The sequence below is a fragment of the Streptomyces sp. NPDC004051 genome, from assembly GCF_053604275.1.
Genome location: NZ_JBSGHG010000020.1, coordinates 64,246 through 80,778, shown reverse-complemented (window position 1 = coordinate 80,778; position 16,533 = coordinate 64,246). Strand labels below are relative to the sequence as shown.

General features: G+C 73.6%; 12 protein-coding genes and 2 pseudogenes. 7 read left to right on the top strand and 7 right to left on the bottom strand.

All coding sequences use genetic code 11. From position 1 onward, the window contains the following. Positions 1-119: 119 nt before the first annotated feature. Complete coding sequence (locus tag ACWEQO_RS21115; RefSeq protein ID WP_361457870.1) at positions 120-302, top strand: hypothetical protein; 183 nt, start codon at positions 120-122, stop codon at positions 300-302. Between the two features lie 3 nt (positions 303-305). Here the strand turns inward: ACWEQO_RS21115 and ACWEQO_RS21110 are convergent, their stop codons facing one another. Then, positions 306-2,147, bottom strand: a complete 1,842-nt coding sequence (locus tag ACWEQO_RS21110) for a glycoside hydrolase family 15 protein (RefSeq protein WP_452984798.1) — start codon at positions 2,145-2,147, stop codon at positions 306-308. 103 nt (positions 2,148-2,250) lie between these two features. Continuing rightward, positions 2,251-2,979 (bottom strand): annotated as a pseudogene (locus ACWEQO_RS21105) (DeoR/GlpR family DNA-binding transcription regulator); the annotation flags it as partial. Positions 2,980-3,174: 195 nt separating this feature from the next. Here ACWEQO_RS21105 and ACWEQO_RS21100 point away from each other — a divergent pair. Beyond that, positions 3,175-3,624: pseudogene (locus ACWEQO_RS21100) on the top strand (SIS domain-containing protein); the annotation flags it as partial. 130 nt (positions 3,625-3,754) lie between these two features. On the opposite strand, the gene ACWEQO_RS21095 reads toward ACWEQO_RS21100, so the two are convergent. Continuing rightward, positions 3,755-4,888 carry a methyltransferase gene (locus tag ACWEQO_RS21095; protein WP_361457801.1) on the bottom strand — a complete coding sequence of 378 codons (1,134 nt, stop codon included), beginning with the start codon at positions 4,886-4,888 and terminating at the stop codon, positions 3,755-3,757. A gap of 134 nt (positions 4,889-5,022) precedes the next feature. Here ACWEQO_RS21095 and ACWEQO_RS21090 point away from each other — a divergent pair, with 134 nt between their 5' ends. From ACWEQO_RS21090 to ACWEQO_RS21080, 3 genes are all read left to right on the top strand, one after another. Next, positions 5,023-6,261, top strand: coding sequence for an ROK family protein (locus ACWEQO_RS21090; protein ID WP_361457799.1), 1,239 nt, complete (start codon positions 5,023-5,025; stop codon positions 6,259-6,261). Positions 6,262-6,422: 161 nt separating this feature from the next. Beyond that, positions 6,423-7,319 carry an NAD(P)-dependent oxidoreductase gene (locus ACWEQO_RS21085; protein ID WP_452984797.1) on the top strand — a complete coding sequence of 299 codons (897 nt, stop codon included), beginning with the start codon at positions 6,423-6,425 and terminating at the stop codon, positions 7,317-7,319. 56 nt (positions 7,320-7,375) lie between these two features. Continuing rightward, positions 7,376-7,798, top strand: coding sequence for a PPOX class F420-dependent oxidoreductase (locus ACWEQO_RS21080; protein WP_361457793.1), 423 nt, complete (start codon positions 7,376-7,378; stop codon positions 7,796-7,798). A gap of 65 nt (positions 7,799-7,863) precedes the next feature. On the opposite strand, the gene ACWEQO_RS21075 is transcribed toward ACWEQO_RS21080, so the two are convergent. Further along, positions 7,864-8,379 (bottom strand): ATP-binding protein, encoded by a 516-nt coding sequence (locus ACWEQO_RS21075; RefSeq protein ID WP_361457790.1) that lies wholly within the window; start codon positions 8,377-8,379, stop codon positions 7,864-7,866. Positions 8,380-8,604: 225 nt separating this feature from the next. Further along, complete coding sequence (locus ACWEQO_RS21070; protein ID WP_361457787.1) at positions 8,605-8,928, bottom strand: hypothetical protein; 324 nt, start codon at positions 8,926-8,928, stop codon at positions 8,605-8,607. A 359-nt stretch (positions 8,929-9,287) separates the two neighbouring features. Between ACWEQO_RS21070 and ACWEQO_RS21065 the strand changes: the two genes are divergently transcribed. Continuing rightward, a complete protein-coding gene (locus ACWEQO_RS21065; protein ID WP_361457784.1) occupies positions 9,288-10,412 on the top strand; it encodes an L-cysteine desulfhydrase Cds1 in 1,125 nt (374 codons plus the stop codon). A 58-nt stretch (positions 10,413-10,470) separates the two neighbouring features. Here the strand turns inward: ACWEQO_RS21065 and ACWEQO_RS21060 are convergent, their stop codons facing one another. Continuing rightward, positions 10,471-11,310: a DeoR/GlpR family DNA-binding transcription regulator gene (locus ACWEQO_RS21060; protein ID WP_361457781.1), complete on the bottom strand. Its 840-nt coding sequence runs from the start codon at positions 11,308-11,310 to the stop codon at positions 10,471-10,473. A gap of 324 nt (positions 11,311-11,634) precedes the next feature. Here ACWEQO_RS21060 and ACWEQO_RS21055 point away from each other — a divergent pair, with 324 nt between their 5' ends. After that, on the top strand, positions 11,635-14,013 hold the full coding sequence (locus ACWEQO_RS21055) for a hypothetical protein (protein ID WP_452984796.1): 2,379 nt from the start codon (positions 11,635-11,637) through the stop codon (positions 14,011-14,013). A 33-nt stretch (positions 14,014-14,046) separates the two neighbouring features. Here the strand turns inward: ACWEQO_RS21055 and ACWEQO_RS21050 are convergent, their stop codons facing one another. After that, positions 14,047-16,479, bottom strand: a complete 2,433-nt coding sequence (locus ACWEQO_RS21050; RefSeq protein WP_452984795.1) for a right-handed parallel beta-helix repeat-containing protein — start codon at positions 16,477-16,479, stop codon at positions 14,047-14,049. Positions 16,480-16,533 lie beyond the last annotated feature (54 nt).

The following is a 16,533-nucleotide window of genomic DNA, read 5'->3' as shown; positions in this document are numbered from 1 at the left end:
TCCCCCGGATGTGAGCACGTACCCCCCAGGGGTATGGTGAGGTGTGTGGACACCGCCCCGCGCCCGGGTCGGCGTCCGGTTCCGAGAGGAATCCGAGCGGATTCCGAGGAGGGGTGACCATGCGTACCGGAGTGAAGATCACCGCGTTCGCCGTAGCCCTGGCCGCGACCTTCGGCACGGCCTACGGCGTCGGCCGGGTGCTGGACCCGGTCGTCGCGGACAGCGCACCCGCACCGGCGCACGACGGGAAAAACGCGCCCGCGTCGCCCGCGCCCGGTGAGGGCGCGGGCCACGGGCGCTGAGGCTCAGCCCAGGGCGCGGTCCAGGTTGAACGCGGCACTGATCAGCGAGAGGTGCGTGAACGCCTGCGGGAAGTTGCCCTGCTGCGCCCCGGTGTGGCTGATCTCCTCGGCGTACAGGCCCAGGTGGTTGGCGTACGTCAGCATCTTCTCGAAGGCGAGGGAGGCCTCGTCGAGCCGCCCGGCCCGGGTCAGCGCCTCGACGTACCAGAACGAGCAGATGGAGAACGTGCCCTCGTCGCCGCGCAGGCCGTCCGGGCTCGCTTCCGGGTCGTACCGGTAGACCAGCGAGTCCGACACCAGGTCCTCGGTGAGGGAGTCGAGCGTGGACAGCCACTTGGGGTCGGTCGGCGCGATGAACTTCGTCAGCGGCATCATCAGCACCGCCGCGTCGAGCACGTCCCCGTCCTCGTGCTGCACGAAGGCCCGGCGCGCCTCGGACCAGCCGTGGCTCATGATCCGCCGGTAGATGGTGTCGCGGCTCGTCTGCCAGCGGGGGAGATCGGCGGGCAGACCGCGCCGGTTGGCCATGCGGACGGCCCGCTCGATCGCCACCCAGCACATCAGCCGTGAGTACAGGAAGTTCCTGCGCCCGCCGCGCGTCTCCCAGATGCCCTCGTCGGGCTGGTCCCAGTGCGCGCACACCCAGTCCACCAGCGCGCACACATGCTCCCACTGCTCGCTGGAGATCGGCTCGGCCCACTTGTCGTACAGGTAGAAGGAGTCGACCAGCGCCCCGTAGATGTCGAGCTGCAACTGCTCGGCCGCCGCGTTGCCGACCCGCACCGGCGCCGAACCCCGGTACCCCTCCAGATGGCCGAGTTCGCGCTCGGCCAGGTCGGTGCGGCCGTCGATGCCGTACATGATCTGCAACGGGCCGGAGGGGCGCCCGGCGCCGGGGCTGACGTGCCGGGACACGAACCCCATGAACGCCCTGGCCTCCTCGGAGAAGCCCAGCCGCAGCAGCGCGTACACGCAGAAGGCAGCGTCCCGCATCCACACGTACCGGTAGTCCCAGTTGCGCTCCCCGCCGAGCTCCTCCGGCAGGCTCGTCGTGGGCGCCGCCACGATCGCCCCGGTCGGCGCGTAGGTGAGCAGCTTCAGGGTGAGGGCGGAGCGGTGCACCATCTCCCGCCACCGGCCGCGGTAGCGGGAGGAGGACAGCCAGTGCCGCCAGTACCGCACCGTCGTGCCGAACTGCTCCTCCGCGTCCCGGTGCGCGCAGTGGCGGGGAGCCACCTCGCCGCCGACCCGGTCCAGGGCGAACACCGCGGTCTCGCCCTCCGCCAGTTTGAAGTCGGCCCGCGCGTCCGGGCCGTCGGCCTCCAGCGGGACGGTCGAGGTGAGGGCGAGGGACAGCGCCTCGGACTCGAACACCGCAAGGTCGCCGACCAGCCGCAGGGTGTGCGGCCGGGCGCCGTACTCGAACCGCGGCGCCGCCCGCATCCGGAACGGGAGGGACCCGCGCACGCACAGCACCCGCCGGATCAGCCGGTGCCGGTTCTCCTCGGTCGGCTCCGGCTTCCCGGTGACCGGCATGAAGTCCTGCACCTCACCCACGCCGTCCTCGGTGAAGAACCTGGTGATCAGGACATTGGTGTCGGGGAAGTAGAACTGCTTGGCGTGCGCCGGCACGGCCGCCGCCAGCTCGAAACAGCCCCCGCGCTCGGCGTCCAGGATCGCGGCGAAGACACTGGGCGCGTCGAAGTCCGGGCAGCAGTACCAGTCGATGGTGCCGTTGGTCGTCACCAGCGCCACGCTGCGCAGATCTCCGATCAGGCCGTGATCGGAGATCGGTGCGTACCGCTGTCCGCCGGATGTTCCCCACTCCCTCGCCGCCCCGTCCATCGCAGCCTCCCTGACCTGCCGGTACGTGCCGCCCCGACTGCCAGCTTAGGCAGGCCCGGCCGGACGGGCTCGCGGTGGGCGGTTCACGCCACGAGGACGCGCAGCCCGCCTCCTCGAACCGGCGCACCGCCTCCGGGGAGGCCGCCGCGTCCGTGACCGGGGCGTCCACCGACTCGGCCGGACAGATCCGGGCGAACGCCCGCCGGCCCGGTTTGCTGGAATCGGCCGCCACGATCACCCGCTCGGCCCGCTCGCACAGCAGCCGGTCGACCGCAGCCTCCGCCTCGTCGTGCGCCGCCGGACCGTGTACGACGTCGAAGGCGACGACGCCGGGCACCGCCACGTCGAGCGTGACCTGCCCCAGCACCCCGTCCGCGAGCGGCCCGACCGGCTCGTACGACTGGGCCCGCGCCACACCGCCGGTCACCACGATCTCGAACTGCGGGCGCACGGCGAGCTCGTCGGCGATGTCGAGCGCGTCGGTCACCACCGTCGGCGCGGGCGACCCGGACGCGAGATCACCGCGTACCGCCGGCGCGCGCCACCTCCGTGGTGGTGGGGCCGCCGGTCGGCCCGGCCGCCTCGTCCGGCGCGAGGAGTCCCGCCACCGCCCCGGCGATCCGCTGCTTCCCGGAGGCGCGGCGAGCGGTCCTGCATCGCAGCGGCAACTCGTACGACACCCCGTGCGCCACCGCCCCGCCCGGGTACGCACCAACATCTGCTGCCCGGCGAGGCCGTCGAAGTCCCGGCGGATCGTCGCGGCCGACACCTCCGGCTCGGCGGCGGCCTCGTCCACGTCCAGCCGGCCCCGCTCGACGAGCAGTTCGAGCAGCGCCTGCCGGCGGGCGTCCCGCGACGTCCGCCCTCCCGTCCTGCCGCCACCTGCCGTCTCGCGGCCTCCGGCTGCCCTGGCGCCTGCCCGGCGGACGGGCGCCGCCGCACCCGCCGATCTCCGTCCGCATGCTTGATGGTGCTTGAAACCCCGCTCTGTGGTGCAGCGACCATCACCGGCACGGGTGGGGCGGACATGACGCATGCCGAGGACGAACTGACGAGTCAGCCCGAGTGCTGGACCCGGGCCGCGACGCAGGCGGCCGAGCACGCCCGGGCCCTCCCGGCGCCGGGGGAGCGGGTCGCGGTCGTCGGCTGCGGCACCTCGTACTTCATGGCGCAGGCGGTGGCGGCCCTGCGCGAGGGAGCGGGTCAGGGCGAGACGGACGCCTTCGCCGCCTCGGAGTTCCCGCACGGACGCGCCTACGACCACGTCGTCGCCCTCACCCGCTCCGGCACCACCACCGAAGTCCTGGACCTGCTCGACCGGTTGAGGGGCGGCACCCGCACCACCGCGCTCACCGCCGACCCGGACACCGCCGTGACGGCGTCGGCGGACGAGACCGTCGTACTCGACTACGCGGACGAACGCTCCGTCGTGCAGACGCGGTTCGCGACCACGGCCCTCACCCTGCTCCGCGCCCACCCCGCAGCGGTCGACACCCGCGGCTATCTGACCGTGGGCCGGGAGGCGATGACCCGCGCGGTGGCGGACCTCATCACGGCGCTCGCCCCCCACTGAGGCGGACCGCCAAGGGCGTCGCGGTGCCGCGCCGCTACCGCTTCACGGACTTCAGGACGACGAACTTCGGGTCGCTCGCCACCACTTCGCTGTTCCCGAAGAGCCGTCGCAGCTTCACGTGGTAACCCAGATGGCGGTTGCCGACCACCCACAGCTCACCACCGGGGCGCAGGGTGCGCCTCGCGCCGGTGAACATGCGCCAGGCCGTCGCCTCGCTGGTCGCCTGGTGGGAGTGGAACGGCGGGTTGTTGAGCACCAGGTCGACGCTGTCGTCCGGCACCCCCGCCAGACCGTCGCCGACCCGGAACTCGGCACGCCCCGGTACGCCGTTGGCCCGGTACGTGGCCTCCGCGGACGCCACCGCCTGGAACGACTCGTCGACGAAGAGCACCTCGGCCCGCGGGTCGGCCAGCGCCACCGCCGTACCGACGACACCGTTGCCGCACCCGAGGTCCACCACCCGCAGTCCCGTCCGCCCGGTCGGCAGGTGCCTCAGGAGGAACCGGGTGCCGATGTCGAGCCGGTCGGCGCAGAAGACCCCCGCGTGGTTGACGACGGTCCGGCCCGAGACCGCGCCGACGCCCTCGGGCAGCGCGTAGCTGTACGGCCAGGGGCTGGGGGGCCGGACCAGAGTCGGGTCCGGGGTGCAGAAGACGAGCCGCGCCTTCTTCTCGGCGAGGGAGGTCCGGGTGGGGCCGATGATCCGCTCGAAGAGGTTCAGCGTCGAGGTGTGGATCTCCCTCACCATGCCGGTTCCGACGACGACCGTGTCCTCGTGCACCGCGGGAGCCAGCCGCAGCAACTGGTCCTCCAGCAGCGCCAGACTCTTCGGCACCCGCACCAGCAGCACGTCGATCCGGGCCGGCGGCGGGTCCTGCGTGGTGAGCAGCCGGACGGCGCCCGGCTCGACACCGGCACGTGCCAGGTTCGCGCGGGTCGCCTGCTGCCCCAGCCAGGAGTCGGTGATCTGCGTCGGCCGGTGCGCGGCGAGCGCCGTGACCAGCGCCCCCCAGCGGTCCCCGACGACCACGACCGTGCCGTCCAGCGGGATCGGCTCCCGGTCCAGATGTCCGAGGAGGTACTCGTCGGAGGCGTCCCAGGCGCGCAGCCTGTCGCGGGGGTCCTCGGGGAAGCGGGTCAGCACCGGCGCGCCCCACGCAGTCGTCATACGGTCGTTCATCGTGCGACCAGGCTAGCGGAGCCCGGAGTCCCGGCTCGGGCCGTGCCGGGCGGCCGGGCCTCCCGCTCCGGTGCGGCGGCCGGTGGCCCGCCGCCGTTTCGGATCATGGGAGACTCGCCCTCATGAGCGGGAAGGCGGACCCCCGGCCGGCGGGGGAAGGAACCACCTCGAGGACGCGGCTGGACCGGGGACGCGGAGCGCTCGGGCCCGCGTTGGAGCTCGTGCACACCGGACGTGCCCCGACCCGCGCGGTGCTCACCACGGAACTGGGTGTGACGCGGGCGACCGCCGGCGCCGTCGCCGCCGAACTGGAGGCACTCGGCCTGATCCGGGTGGACGCCCGGCCCGGGGCGGCCGCCGGTTCGCAGGGCCGGCCCTCGCACCGGCTCTCGATCGCCGAGGACGGACCGGTGGCACTGGCCGCGCAGGTGCACGCCGACGGGTTCCGGGCCGCCCTCGTCGGCCTCGGCGGCCGGATCGTCGCCACCGCGCCCGGCAGCGAGGTCATCGACGCCGACCCGGCGAAGGTGCTCGGCTCCGTCGTTGCGGCCGGCGCCGAACTGCTCCGCGAGACAGGACGCCGGTGTGTCGGAGCGGGACTCTCCGTGCCGTCCGCGGTGGCCGAACCCGAGGGGCTGGCGTTCGGCCCGCTGCGCCTGGCCTGGCCCACGGGGGCCCCGGTGCGGGAGATCTTCGCCGAGCAGGTGCGCGCCGCCGGCGTCGACGGGCCCGCCTTCGCGGCGAACGACGTCAACCTCGTCGCCCTCGCCGAGCACCGGCACGGTGCCGGGCGCGGCTCGCGCGACCTGCTGTGCGTGGCCACCGGCCACCGGGGCGTCGGCGGCGCGCTGGTGCTCGACGGCCGTCTGCACACCGGCAGTTCCGGTCTCGCCCTGGAGGTCGGCCACCTCGCCGTCAACCCCGGTGGCCGCCCCTGCTACTGCGGCAGCCGGGGCTGCCTGGACGCGGAGGCCGACCCGCTTGCCTTCCTCACCGCGGCCGGACGCGAACCCGGTCCCGAGGTGTCCCTCCTCAAACAGGCCGACACGCTGATCCGCGAGCACTTTGACGACCTGGCCGTCCGCGCCGCCGTCGCCACCCTCGTCGACCGTCTGGGGCTGGGCCTCGCCGGCCTGGTGAACATCCTCAACCCGGACCGGATCATCCTCGGCGGCCTGCACGGCACCCTCCTGGACGCAGCCCCGGACCGGCTGCGCGCCGTCGTCGCCGACCGCAGCCTGTGGGGCCGCAGCGGCGGCGTCCCGATCCTGGCCTGCGCCCTGGACCACAACAGCCTGGTCGGCGCCGCCGAACTGGCCTGGCAGCCGGTCCTCGACGATCCGCTGGGGGCCCTGGCGTAGCTCGCACCCCGGCATGACGGTCCGGCCTGCGGGCAGGCGGATGCCCGGGCCGACAGGCGGAACCACCACCGGACACCGCACAATGATCCACGAAACGTGATCGGCGCAGCACTGCCCACCGCACCCGGGGCGACCGCCCCGACCCGCAGAAAGCCGAAGTCATGACCGACCAGCTCACCGTGACCGTCCTGGGCACCGGCATCATGGGTGCCGCGATGGCCCGCAACCTCGCCCGGGCCGGTCACGCCGTCCGCGTCTGGAACCGCACCCGCGCCAAGGCCGAGCCGCTCGCCGCCGACGGCGCGCACGTGGCCGGCACCCCCGCCGAGGCGGTCGAGTCCGCCGATGTCGTCCTGACCATGCTGTACGACGGTCCCGCCACGCTGGAGACGATGCGGCTGGCCGTCCCCGCCCTGCGGCGCGGCACCGTCTGGGCGCAGTCCACCACCGCCGGTCTCGAGGGCGTCGCCGAGCTGGCCGGCTTCGCGCGCGAGCACGGGCTGCTCTTCTACGACGCCCCCGTGCTGGGCACCCGGCAGCCCGCCGAGGCCGGACAGCTGACCGTGATCGCCGCCGGACCGGCAGAGGGCAGGAGCACGGTGGCCCCGGTCTTCGACGCCGTCGGCGCCCGCACCGTGTGGACCGGCGAGGACGGGGCGGCCGGCAGCGCGACCCGGCTCAAACTCGTGGCCAACAGCTGGGTCCTCGCGGTCACCTCCGCCGTGGGGGAGACCCTCGCCCTGGCCGAGGCGCTGGACGTCGACCCCGGAGGCTTCTTCGACCTCATCGCGGGCGGCCCGCTCGACATGGGTTATCTGCGGGCCAAGGCGGGGCTGATCCTGGACGGGCCGCTGACCCCGGCCCAGTTCGCCGTGACCACCGCGGCCAAGGACGCCCGTCTGATCGTCCGGGCCGGCGAACAGCACGGTGTACGCCTGGACGTGGCCGCGGCCGGCGCCGAGCGCCTGGAACGCGCCGCGGCCCAGGGCCACGGCGACCAGGACATGGCCGCCGCCTACTACGCCAGTTTCGCCGGTCACGACGAGCCCACCACCTGAGCACCCGGTACGAAGCGTCCCGGGGAACCGTTCGACGATCCACCGAGGAGTCCGTAGTGTCCAAGCCCCCGCTGCCTTCCGAGGCCGACGACCTGCTGCGCCGCCCCAACCCCTGCGTCATGGCCACCCTCCGCTCCGACGGCACACCCGTCTCCACGCCCACCTGGTACGTGTGGGAGGACGGCCGCGCGCTGATCAGCCTGGACGAGGGCAGGGTGCGCCTGAAGCACCTGCGCCGCGATCCGCGCGTCACCCTCACCGTGCTGGACGAGGAGAACTGGTACACCCATGTCACCCTCATCGGCCGCGTCGTCGAGCTGAAGGACGACGAGGGCCTGGCCGACATCGACCGGCTCTCCCGGCACTACACCGGCAACCCGTACCCGGACCGGGTCCGGTCCCGGGTCAGCGCCTGGATCGAGGTCGACCGCTGGCACGGCTGGGGCGCGCTGAAGGACAGCGACCAGCCCTCCACCTGAACCCGGCGGGCCCGGCGGGGGGAGGGGGACGGGCGCCGCCGTCCTCCCTCGGAGCCACCGCCCGGTCAGCCGGGAACGGCGGACCGGGCGGGTTCCGGTTCGGCCCGGGGGCCCTCGACGGCGTGCTCGACGAGCGCGACCTCCGCGAACCGGTGCACGGCGGGCTCGACGGCCTCGATCCTCGGACACCGGTCCCAGTCCGCGACGGGAGTCGCGGACGGCGTCGGCAGCGTGAACCACACGACCTTGCCCGAGTCGCCGTCCGGCACCGCACCCCAGCTCTCGCTCATCGCGGCCACCATGGCCAGCCCCCGCCCGCAGGTGGCGAGCGGGCCGGCGTTCGTCACGGCCGGCAACCGCGGGTCGTGGTCGCGCACCGAGACCTTGAGCCGGTCGAGCAGCACCTCCAGCTCGACCGTGCAGGTCTTGTCGGGCTGGGCGTGCCGGTGGACGTTGGACAACAACTCCGTCACACCGAGCGAGGCCCGGTCTATCAACATGTCCATATGCCAGTAGCGCAATTGCGCAGATACGATTCTGCGGACCTGGCCGATCCGCGCGGGCAGAGCCTGGAGCTCCACCGTGCAGTGTCTGCTTGGGTGAGTGATCACAGCTGCGACTCCCCGGTGTCAGGTCCGGACGGACGTCCGGAAGAACACGGAGTACGGATCCAGCAGGGTGCCCGCCTGGCATGGCCGCCTGCTGTCGTGGCCGGCGGGCTGGTTCGCAGCGTTATCGCCGGTAAACCCAGAGTGACGTGACAACAGCGTGACGCAGGGCCGGAAGTGACGCAACTCACGGGCATCTCAGGCGCCGTGGCCCGACGCCCGGCGCACGGCTTCGATGAAGCGGCGGGCCGCGGGCGGTCCCGGCTCGCCCGGCGCCGGGTCGTGCTCACCCAGCGTCAGCAGGTACCGATGGCCGTTGAGATCGGCCAGGGCCCGGTCCTCGGGCGCGAACCAGGGACGGGAGGCGCGTACGGCCTGCACCGGCGCGCTGTCGATCTCGGTTCCGTGGCTGGTGAGCAACTCGAGCCTGCCGTCGCTGATCCGGACCTGCCCGGCCCGGGTGAGCGACCGCAGCCGCCTGCCGATCCGCACGCCCCTGGCCGTGAACTCCGGCTCGGCCATGCCACCTGCCCCCTTGTGCGCGTCGGTGTGCCGGACCGTGTTCCGCGGGCCGGCTCATGTCCAGATCCAGTGTGCCCCCGTCCGGGACCCTGCTCCGCCGGTGCAGTCTGCCCGCCCCCGCCGCCGAGCACCAGTGCACGTGCCCCCGTTCCCCGCGGCGCTCGAAGCACTCGTGCGAATGCGCCCCCACCGCCGCGCCCCGGGCGCCCCCGGGCGGAGGGCCGGGGCCCGTGGTCCCAGGGTTTCCTTTGGGCCGCTCAAAGAGGTGTTTATGCAGGTGAGGGGCGGTTCCGAGGTGCATATGATCGGTGCGTCGGCCGCGTGGGACGCCGCCGGCGCTCAGCGTAAGGAGCCCTGCCGTGAGTACCCTCCAACAGCCCCCGAGCGGTGTCACCCTCGATGCGGACCACAGTGACCCCGGCTACCGCGACTGGCTGAAAGAGGCCGTGCGCAGGGTGCAGGCCGACGCCAACCGGTCGGCCGACACCCATCTGCTGCGCTTTCCGCTGCCCGAGCGGTGGAACGTCCACCTTTACCTCAAGGACGAGTCGACGCACCCGACCGGCAGTCTGAAGCACCGGCTGGCCCGCTCCCTCTTCCTCTACGGGCTGTGCAACGGCTGGATCCGTCCGGGCCGCCCGGTGATCGAGGCGTCCAGCGGTTCGACCGCCGTGTCGGAGGCCTACTTCGCGAAGCTGATCGGCGTGCCCTTCATCGCCGTCATGCCGCGCACGACGAGCGCCGAGAAGTGCCGCCTCATCGAGTTCCACGGCGGCCGGTGCCACTTCGTGGACGACCCCCGCACGATGTACGAGGCGTCGTCCGCCCTCGCGGCGGAGACCGGCGGCCACTACATGGACCAGTTCACCTACGCCGAACGGGCCACGGACTGGCGGGGGAACAACAACATCGCCGAATCCATCTTCCGCCAGCTGGAGTCGGAGCCGTTCCCGGTGCCCGAGTGGATCGTCGCCACGGCCGGCACCGGCGGCACCTCGGCGACCCTCGCGCGCTATGTCCACTACCTGCAGTACGACACCCGCGTCTGTGTCGCCGACCCGGAGAACTCCTGCTTCTTCGAGGGCTGGACCACCGGCGATCCGGACGTCACCTGCGACAGCGGTTCCCGTATCGAGGGCATCGGCCGGCCCCGGATGGAACCGAGCTTCCTGCCGGGCGCCATCGACCGGATGATGAAGGTGCCCGACGCGGCCGCCGTCGCCGCCGTACGGGCCCTGGAGCGGGTCCTCGGCCGCAAGGCGGGCGGCTCCACCGGCACCGGGCTGTGGAGCGCGCTGAAGATCGTCGCGGAGATGGTGGCCGAAGGGCGGCAGGGGAGCGTGGTGACGCTGCTCTGCGACCCGGGAGACCGCTACCTCGACAAGTACTACTCGGACGCGTGGTTGGCCGGCCAGGGCCTGGAGATCGCCCCGTACACGGCGACGATCGAGACGCTGCTGCGCACCGGGACCTGGCCGGACTGACGGCTTCCGGGCGGCCCGACCGCGGGGGTCGACCGTCCGCGGTCGGCCGACCGCGAGGTCAGCCGTCCGCGGGATCCGCAGGGCTGCCGGGTTCCCCCGCCACGACCAGGTGCCGCAGATGCTCGGAGACCTCGAGGCGGACCTCGGCCGGCAGCCCGGAGTCCGTCACCAGCGTGTCCACCTGGTCCAGGGAGGCGAACGAACTCAGGCCCACCGTGCCCCACTTGGTGTGGTCGGCGACCACGACCACCTGCCGCGCCGACTGCACCAGACGCCGGTTGGTCTCGGCCTCCGCGAGGTTCGGCGTCGACAGTCCGGCCTCGACCGATATCCCGTGCACCCCCAGGAACAGCAGATCGAAGTGGAGCATCGCGATCGCCTGGTCGGCCACCGGTCCCACCAGCGAGTCCGACGGCGTGCGCACACCGCCGGTCAGCACGACGGTGGCCGCGCCCTGCCGGGGGCCCGAGGTGCGCTGCGCCGCGTGGAAGACGTCCGCCACCCGCACCGAGTTGGTCACCACCGTGAGGTCGGGCACCTCGAGCAGCCGGCCGGCCAGCGCGTACGTCGTCGTGCCGCCGGAGAGGGCGATCGCCGAGCCCGGGGCGACCAGTTCGGCCGCCGCCCGCGCGATGTCGTCCTTCGCGCTCAGCTCCAGACCCGACTTGGCCTCGAAACCGGGTTCGTGCGTGCTGGCCTCGACCAGCGGGACCGCGCCGCCGTGCACCTTCTCCAGGACGCCCTGCCGGGCCAGCGCGTCGAGATCGCGACGGACCGTCATGTCCGACACGCCGAGCTTGCGGGTCAGCTCGTTGACCCGGACCCCGCCGCGGCGCCGGACCTCGTCGAGGATCAGGGTGCGCCGCTGCTCCGCGAGGAGGTTCTGATTCTCGCTCACGTACGCTCCGGTCCTTTCGCCGCCAAGCCGTCCGACACGCCGCACACGACCGGTCCGACCGGCAGGTCCCCTCCGCCACCGGTGCGTCGGCGTCCCATCCTCGCATGCCGGGGCGAGGGGGACGCACCCGGCTGTCGGCCGTGTACATGCCGTCACTGTCCCGAGAGTCCGTCCCACGGGGTCGTCCCGCGGGCGGGTCCTGCGGCGCCCGGACCTCACCCGGATCGGGGAGATTCCGTGAGAACAGGTGTGAACCGCTCGAGCAGGGGAGATCCTGCCCGCACGGACGGAACCGACGGAGTGCCACGGGGGAAGTGCGAAGCGGTGGAGCGTGCGCGGGACCACAGACCGACCGAGGGCGCGGGCGAGCCGGCCGAGCGCCCCGGGGAAGCCGGCCCCGCCCTGGAACTCCTGGTCCACGGGGTGGGCGGCACCACCCCGCAGGAGATGCTGAACGATCCGCGCACGGTGCGGATCACGGGTGACGACGTCGCCGCGGTGTTCCGGCGCGCCGACGACGCCGACGCGGAGGGCCGGCCCGCCGACCGCCGGGACGGCCCGGTCCCCGAGGCGTACGTCTGGTGCAACCTCACCTCCGGAAACGGCGCCCGCGCCCTGTGGCTGTTGCTGCTCCCCTTCATGGTGGTCAACCTCGCCCACTGGATGCGCCCGACGGCCCGGGGCCGCGGACGCCTCGTGCGGCTGTACGGACTGCTGGTGCGACTGGCCGGACTGAGCCTGACGGTGCTGTTCGTCGCGGCCGCCTGCGAGGTCGCGCTGGACCTCGCGGCCTGGCAGTGCGCGGGCACGCACGTGTGCGCCGCACGGCACTCCTGGCTCGGCTTCCTGTCGCCCGAGGCCTCGGACGGCGGCTGGTGGAGCCTGCCGGGCCGCCGGCTCGCCCTCGCCGCCCTGGTGCCCACAGCCCTGACCGGGCTGCTGTGGTACCTGTCCCTGCGCACCTGGAGCGCGTACGAGTCCCAGCAGCCGATCGCCCACGGGACCGGACCCGAGGAGACCGAAGAGGCAGGCCCCACCGCCCTGGGCCGGCCCGGCTTCTGGTACGGCCGCCGCCTGGTCGCCCGGCTGCGCGCCGCGCACACCGCCGCCGGCCTGCTCACCGTCGCCGCCGCGGTCGGCAGCGCGGCCGCCCGCCACGACCGTGCTCCCGGCGGCCCCGCGGCGCTGGGTCTCCTCGGCCCGCTCCTCGAAGCGGCGCTCTTCGCCGGCGCGGCCGTCGTGGTGTGGGTGGTCTGCCGCCGCGGCCGCACCGACCGCCGACTGGACGGCGAACTCGACACCCGCGTGGTGCGCCTGCTGCCCCTGGCGGCGCTCGCCCTGCTCGTCCTGACCCTGGTGTACGCCGGATGGCAGCGCCCCGGCTGGCAGTCGGCGGGCCGGCTGTCCGGCGACGCGACCTTCGGCGCCATCACCCTCGCCCAGGGCCTCCTCGTGATCGTGCTCGCCGGGGTCTCCCACGCCCTGTACCGGAGCGCCCCCGACCGGCGTGCCGCCATGCGGGGGCTGGCCGGACCCGCGGTCGCGATGCTGGCCTGCGCACTGGGCGGCGTGATGTCCGGCGGCGTGGCCCAGCGGGTCTCCGACTGGCTGGACGGCACCGGGGCGTCGATCCCCGGGCCGCCGGTGGTGCTCACCTGGCAGGCGTCCGTGATCCCGCCCCTGCTCGTCCTGCTGCTGGGGCTCTGCGGCTGGCTGGCCCGGCGGGCCTGGCGCATCGCCCGCGACGAGCACGCCGCCGTGGCGCGGGAGTTCCCGGGGGAGACCGGCGACCCCGCCCGTACCCGGCGGATCGCCTACGCCCGCGCCATGGCCACCCTCACCGACCGGGCACCCCGCATCGTCGCCGTCACCTCCGCCGCGACCCTGCTGCTGGGCGCGGGCGCCCTCGTCGGCGCCCTGACCACCGACCGGACGCCCGGCCGGGCCGCACAGGGCAGCTACCCCGTGGTGCACGGCGCCGCCGAGACGGCGCAGGCACTGGGCTCCTGGCTGATCGGGCTCGGCTTCATCCTGTTCGTCACCTGGGGCCGGCGCGCCTACAAGGACGCCTCCGCGCGGCGCACGATCGGCATCCTGTGGGACGTCGGCACCTTCTGGCCACGTGCCGCCCACCCCTTCGCCCCACCCTGCTACGCCGAACGGGCGGTGCCGGACCTGACCTGGCGGATCGAGACCTGGACGCGGTCCACCGGCGGACGGCTGGTGCTCTCCGGACACTCCCAGGGAAGCGTCCTCGCCGCCGCCGCGGCCTGGCAGCTCACCCCCGCCACCCGCAACCGCGTCGCACTGCTCACCTACGGCTCCCCGCTGGAACGGCTCTACGGCCGCTGGTTCCCGGCCCACTTCGGGCCCGCCGCGCTCGGCGCCCTGCACCAGGAGGTCGACTGCTGGCGCAACCTCCACCGGCTCACCGACCCCATCGGCGGCCCGGTGCGGCTGCCCGGCGACCGCGGTCCCGGGGTGGACCGCCCTCCCCTGGGGGACCCCCTGGCGTACGGCCGCACCGAGGCCCACCCGCTGCCCGCGCCGATCCTCGGCCACTCCGACTACCAGGCGGACCCTGCCTTCGCCGAGGAACGCCGACGGCTGCTGGCCCGGCTGCGGCCGGAGGTCCCGGCACCGCGGCACACGGAAGAACCCGACGGCGGCGTCCGCAGCGGCTCCGGCGCACCCCCCGGATGAGGTCCGTGCCGCACGGCACGCGGTGCGGCGGGATCAGGGCAGCTCGGGCAGGTCGTCGGCGTAGAGCAGGGTCAGGTCGTCCGTACTCGGCTCCGGCAACTGGGCGACCCGGCTCGCGTGCCGCTCCACCATCGCCTCGAAGGTCTGTCGCGCAGTGCGGCCGTTGCCGAACGCGGGCCCCTTGGGGATCTCCGTGAAGTACGTCAGCAACCCCTCCGAGGCACCCGCCGCCAGCCGGTACTCGTGCTCCTCGGCCTGCTGCTCCACGATGCGCAGCAGCTCCTCGGACCCGTAGTCACCGAAGGTGATGGTCCGGGAGAAACGGGACGCCACCCCCGGGTTGACGGACAGGAACCGCTCCATCTCCGCCGTGTACCCCGCGACGATCACCACGACCGCGTCCCGGTGGTCCTCCATCAGCTTCACCAGCGTGTCGATGGCCTCCTTGCCGAAGTCCCGCCCGGAGTCCTCGGGGGAGAGCGCGTACGCCTCGTCGATGAACAGCACACCGCCGCGCGCCCTCTCGAACGCCTCCTGGGTGCGGATCGCCGTGGACCCGATGTGCTCGCCGACCAGGTCGACCCGGGAGACCTCGACCAGGTGCCCCTTCTCCAGCACCCCGAGGGAGGCGAGGATCTCGCCGTACAGGCGGGCGACCGTGGTCTTGCCGGTGCCGGGGGAGCCCGTGAACACCAGATGGCGCTTGACGGAGGCCGCCTTCAGCCCGGCCTGCTGCCGGCGCCGGCCCACCTCGATCATGTCGGTGAGGGCCCGCACCTCCCGTTTGACGCTCTCCAGGCCCACCAGCGCGTCGAGTTCACCGAGCACGGTCCTCGACGGGCGCAGCTCCTTCTCCGGTTCGACGGCGGGGGCGGACGGCGCCTGCCCGGCACGGGGCCCGGGAACGGCGCCCAGCAGACCGGGGGAGCGGGTCACGGTCTGCACGGCCGGCTCCGGAGCCGCCGGCGACGCGAGATGGCCGCTCTCGTCACTGGTGCAGTCCTCCACCGAAGGGCCGCCCGCGCCGGCCGCTCCGCCGCTCTCGGCGAACTCGTAACCACCCCGCGCGCAGCGCTCCGTGCGGCACTTCCGCAGCGTCGTCCGGCTGCCGTCTATCACGTGGAAGCCGTACCCGCCGCTGCCCGTGACCCGGCAGTCCAGGAAGCTGCCGCGGCCACCGGCCGAGACGTAGACACCGGCCTCGGCCGGGGAATCGACGGTGCAGCGCTCGACGGTCGGATCGGCGCCCTTGGTGACGATCACACCGGTCTGCACACCGTCCAGGGTGCAGTTGCTGAGGGTGCCGCCACTGCCGTGGTCCCGGAACCAGGCCCCCGTGGCCGCCTCCCGGATCCGGCAGTCGTCGAGCTGCGCGGTGGCGCCGTCGCTGACCGACACCGCGGTGTTGCGCACCTGTGACAGGTCGCTGTCGACCACGTCCGCGCGTGAACCGCGGTCGAGGACGAACAGGGCGTCCGGCACGTCGTGCACCCGGCAGGAGTCCAGTACGACGGTCGCGCCGTCACTCACCCACACCGCCGGATAGTCGCCGGTGCTGTCGGAGATCTCGCACTGGTTGGCGTCCGCGCGGGTGCCCGGATCCCATACCGACAGTCCGTTGCGGCCGAACTGCCGCACGGTGGTACGGGTCATGGTGAGGACGGAGCGGGAACGCAGGTCGACCGCGTTCTCCGGGATGTCGTGGATGCGGCAGTCGGCCAGGGTCAGTACCGCGTCGGTGTCGAGGGTGACACCGTCGCCGGTGGTGCGGTGCACCTCGCAGTCGGTGAGGTGCGCGGTCGCCCGGCCGGTCACCTGGACACCGCTGCCCCGCACCTCGTAGACCTCGCAGCCCACCGCCTCCAGCGCCGAGTTCTCCCCGGTGGCGGTGAGTCCCGAGCCGGCCGTGTGGTGCACGCGGCAGCGCTCGAGCCGGGGGTGCGCGCCCCCGCGCACCGCGACGCCGGCCTGACCGGCGGCGACGACCTCGCACTCCTCGAACACCCCGCCCCCGCCGTCGAGCACGGCGATGCCGACCCCCGCCGGGTTGTCGACCGTGCAGTGACGGACCGTCGGCCGGGCACCGCCGCGCACCTCTATGCCGACGGCCGACCGGGTGACCACCCGTACGTCCCGCAGTTCCGGGGAGCCCTCCTCTATCAGCAGGGCCGGGGCCGCGGAGTCCTGCCCCTCCACATGCAGGTCCTGGACCATCGCGGACGCGCGTACGGTCAGTGGGACCCCGTCCACGGGGGCGATGCGCACCGAGCCGGGCGAGCCCTCGGGCCCGCGCAGGGTCACCGACCGCTCCACGACGAGGTTCTCCCGGTAGGTCCCGGGAGCGACGGTGAGGATGTCGCCCTCGGCCGCGGCCTCCAGGGCGGCGGCGAGCGACGCGTATTCACCTGTGCGGCGCCGCCATCGCGATGTGCCGGTGTGCGTCACCTGGACCGTGCCCTGTGCCATGGCGTAGCTGTGCCCCCACCTTGTCGTACGCGGGTCTGCCGTCGAATGCTCCGG

Excerpts from the sequence above, each read along its gene's own strand:
- ACWEQO_RS21115 (WP_361457870.1), top strand. The coding sequence starts at position 120 with ATGCGTACCGGAGTGAAGATCACCGCGTTCGCCGTAGCCCTGGCCGCG.
- ACWEQO_RS21110 (WP_452984798.1), bottom strand. The coding sequence starts at position 2,147 with ATGGACGGGGCGGCGAGGGAGTGGGGAACATCCGGCGGACAGCGGTAC.
- ACWEQO_RS21095 (WP_361457801.1), bottom strand. The coding sequence starts at position 4,888 with ATGACGACTGCGTGGGGCGCGCCGGTGCTGACCCGCTTCCCCGAGGAC.
- ACWEQO_RS21090 (WP_361457799.1), top strand. The coding sequence starts at position 5,023 with ATGAGCGGGAAGGCGGACCCCCGGCCGGCGGGGGAAGGAACCACCTCG.
- ACWEQO_RS21085 (WP_452984797.1), top strand. The coding sequence starts at position 6,423 with ATGACCGACCAGCTCACCGTGACCGTCCTGGGCACCGGCATCATGGGT.
- ACWEQO_RS21070 (WP_361457787.1), bottom strand. The coding sequence starts at position 8,928 with ATGGCCGAGCCGGAGTTCACGGCCAGGGGCGTGCGGATCGGCAGGCGG.
- ACWEQO_RS21050 (WP_452984795.1), bottom strand. The coding sequence starts at position 16,479 with ATGGCACAGGGCACGGTCCAGGTGACGCACACCGGCACATCGCGATGG.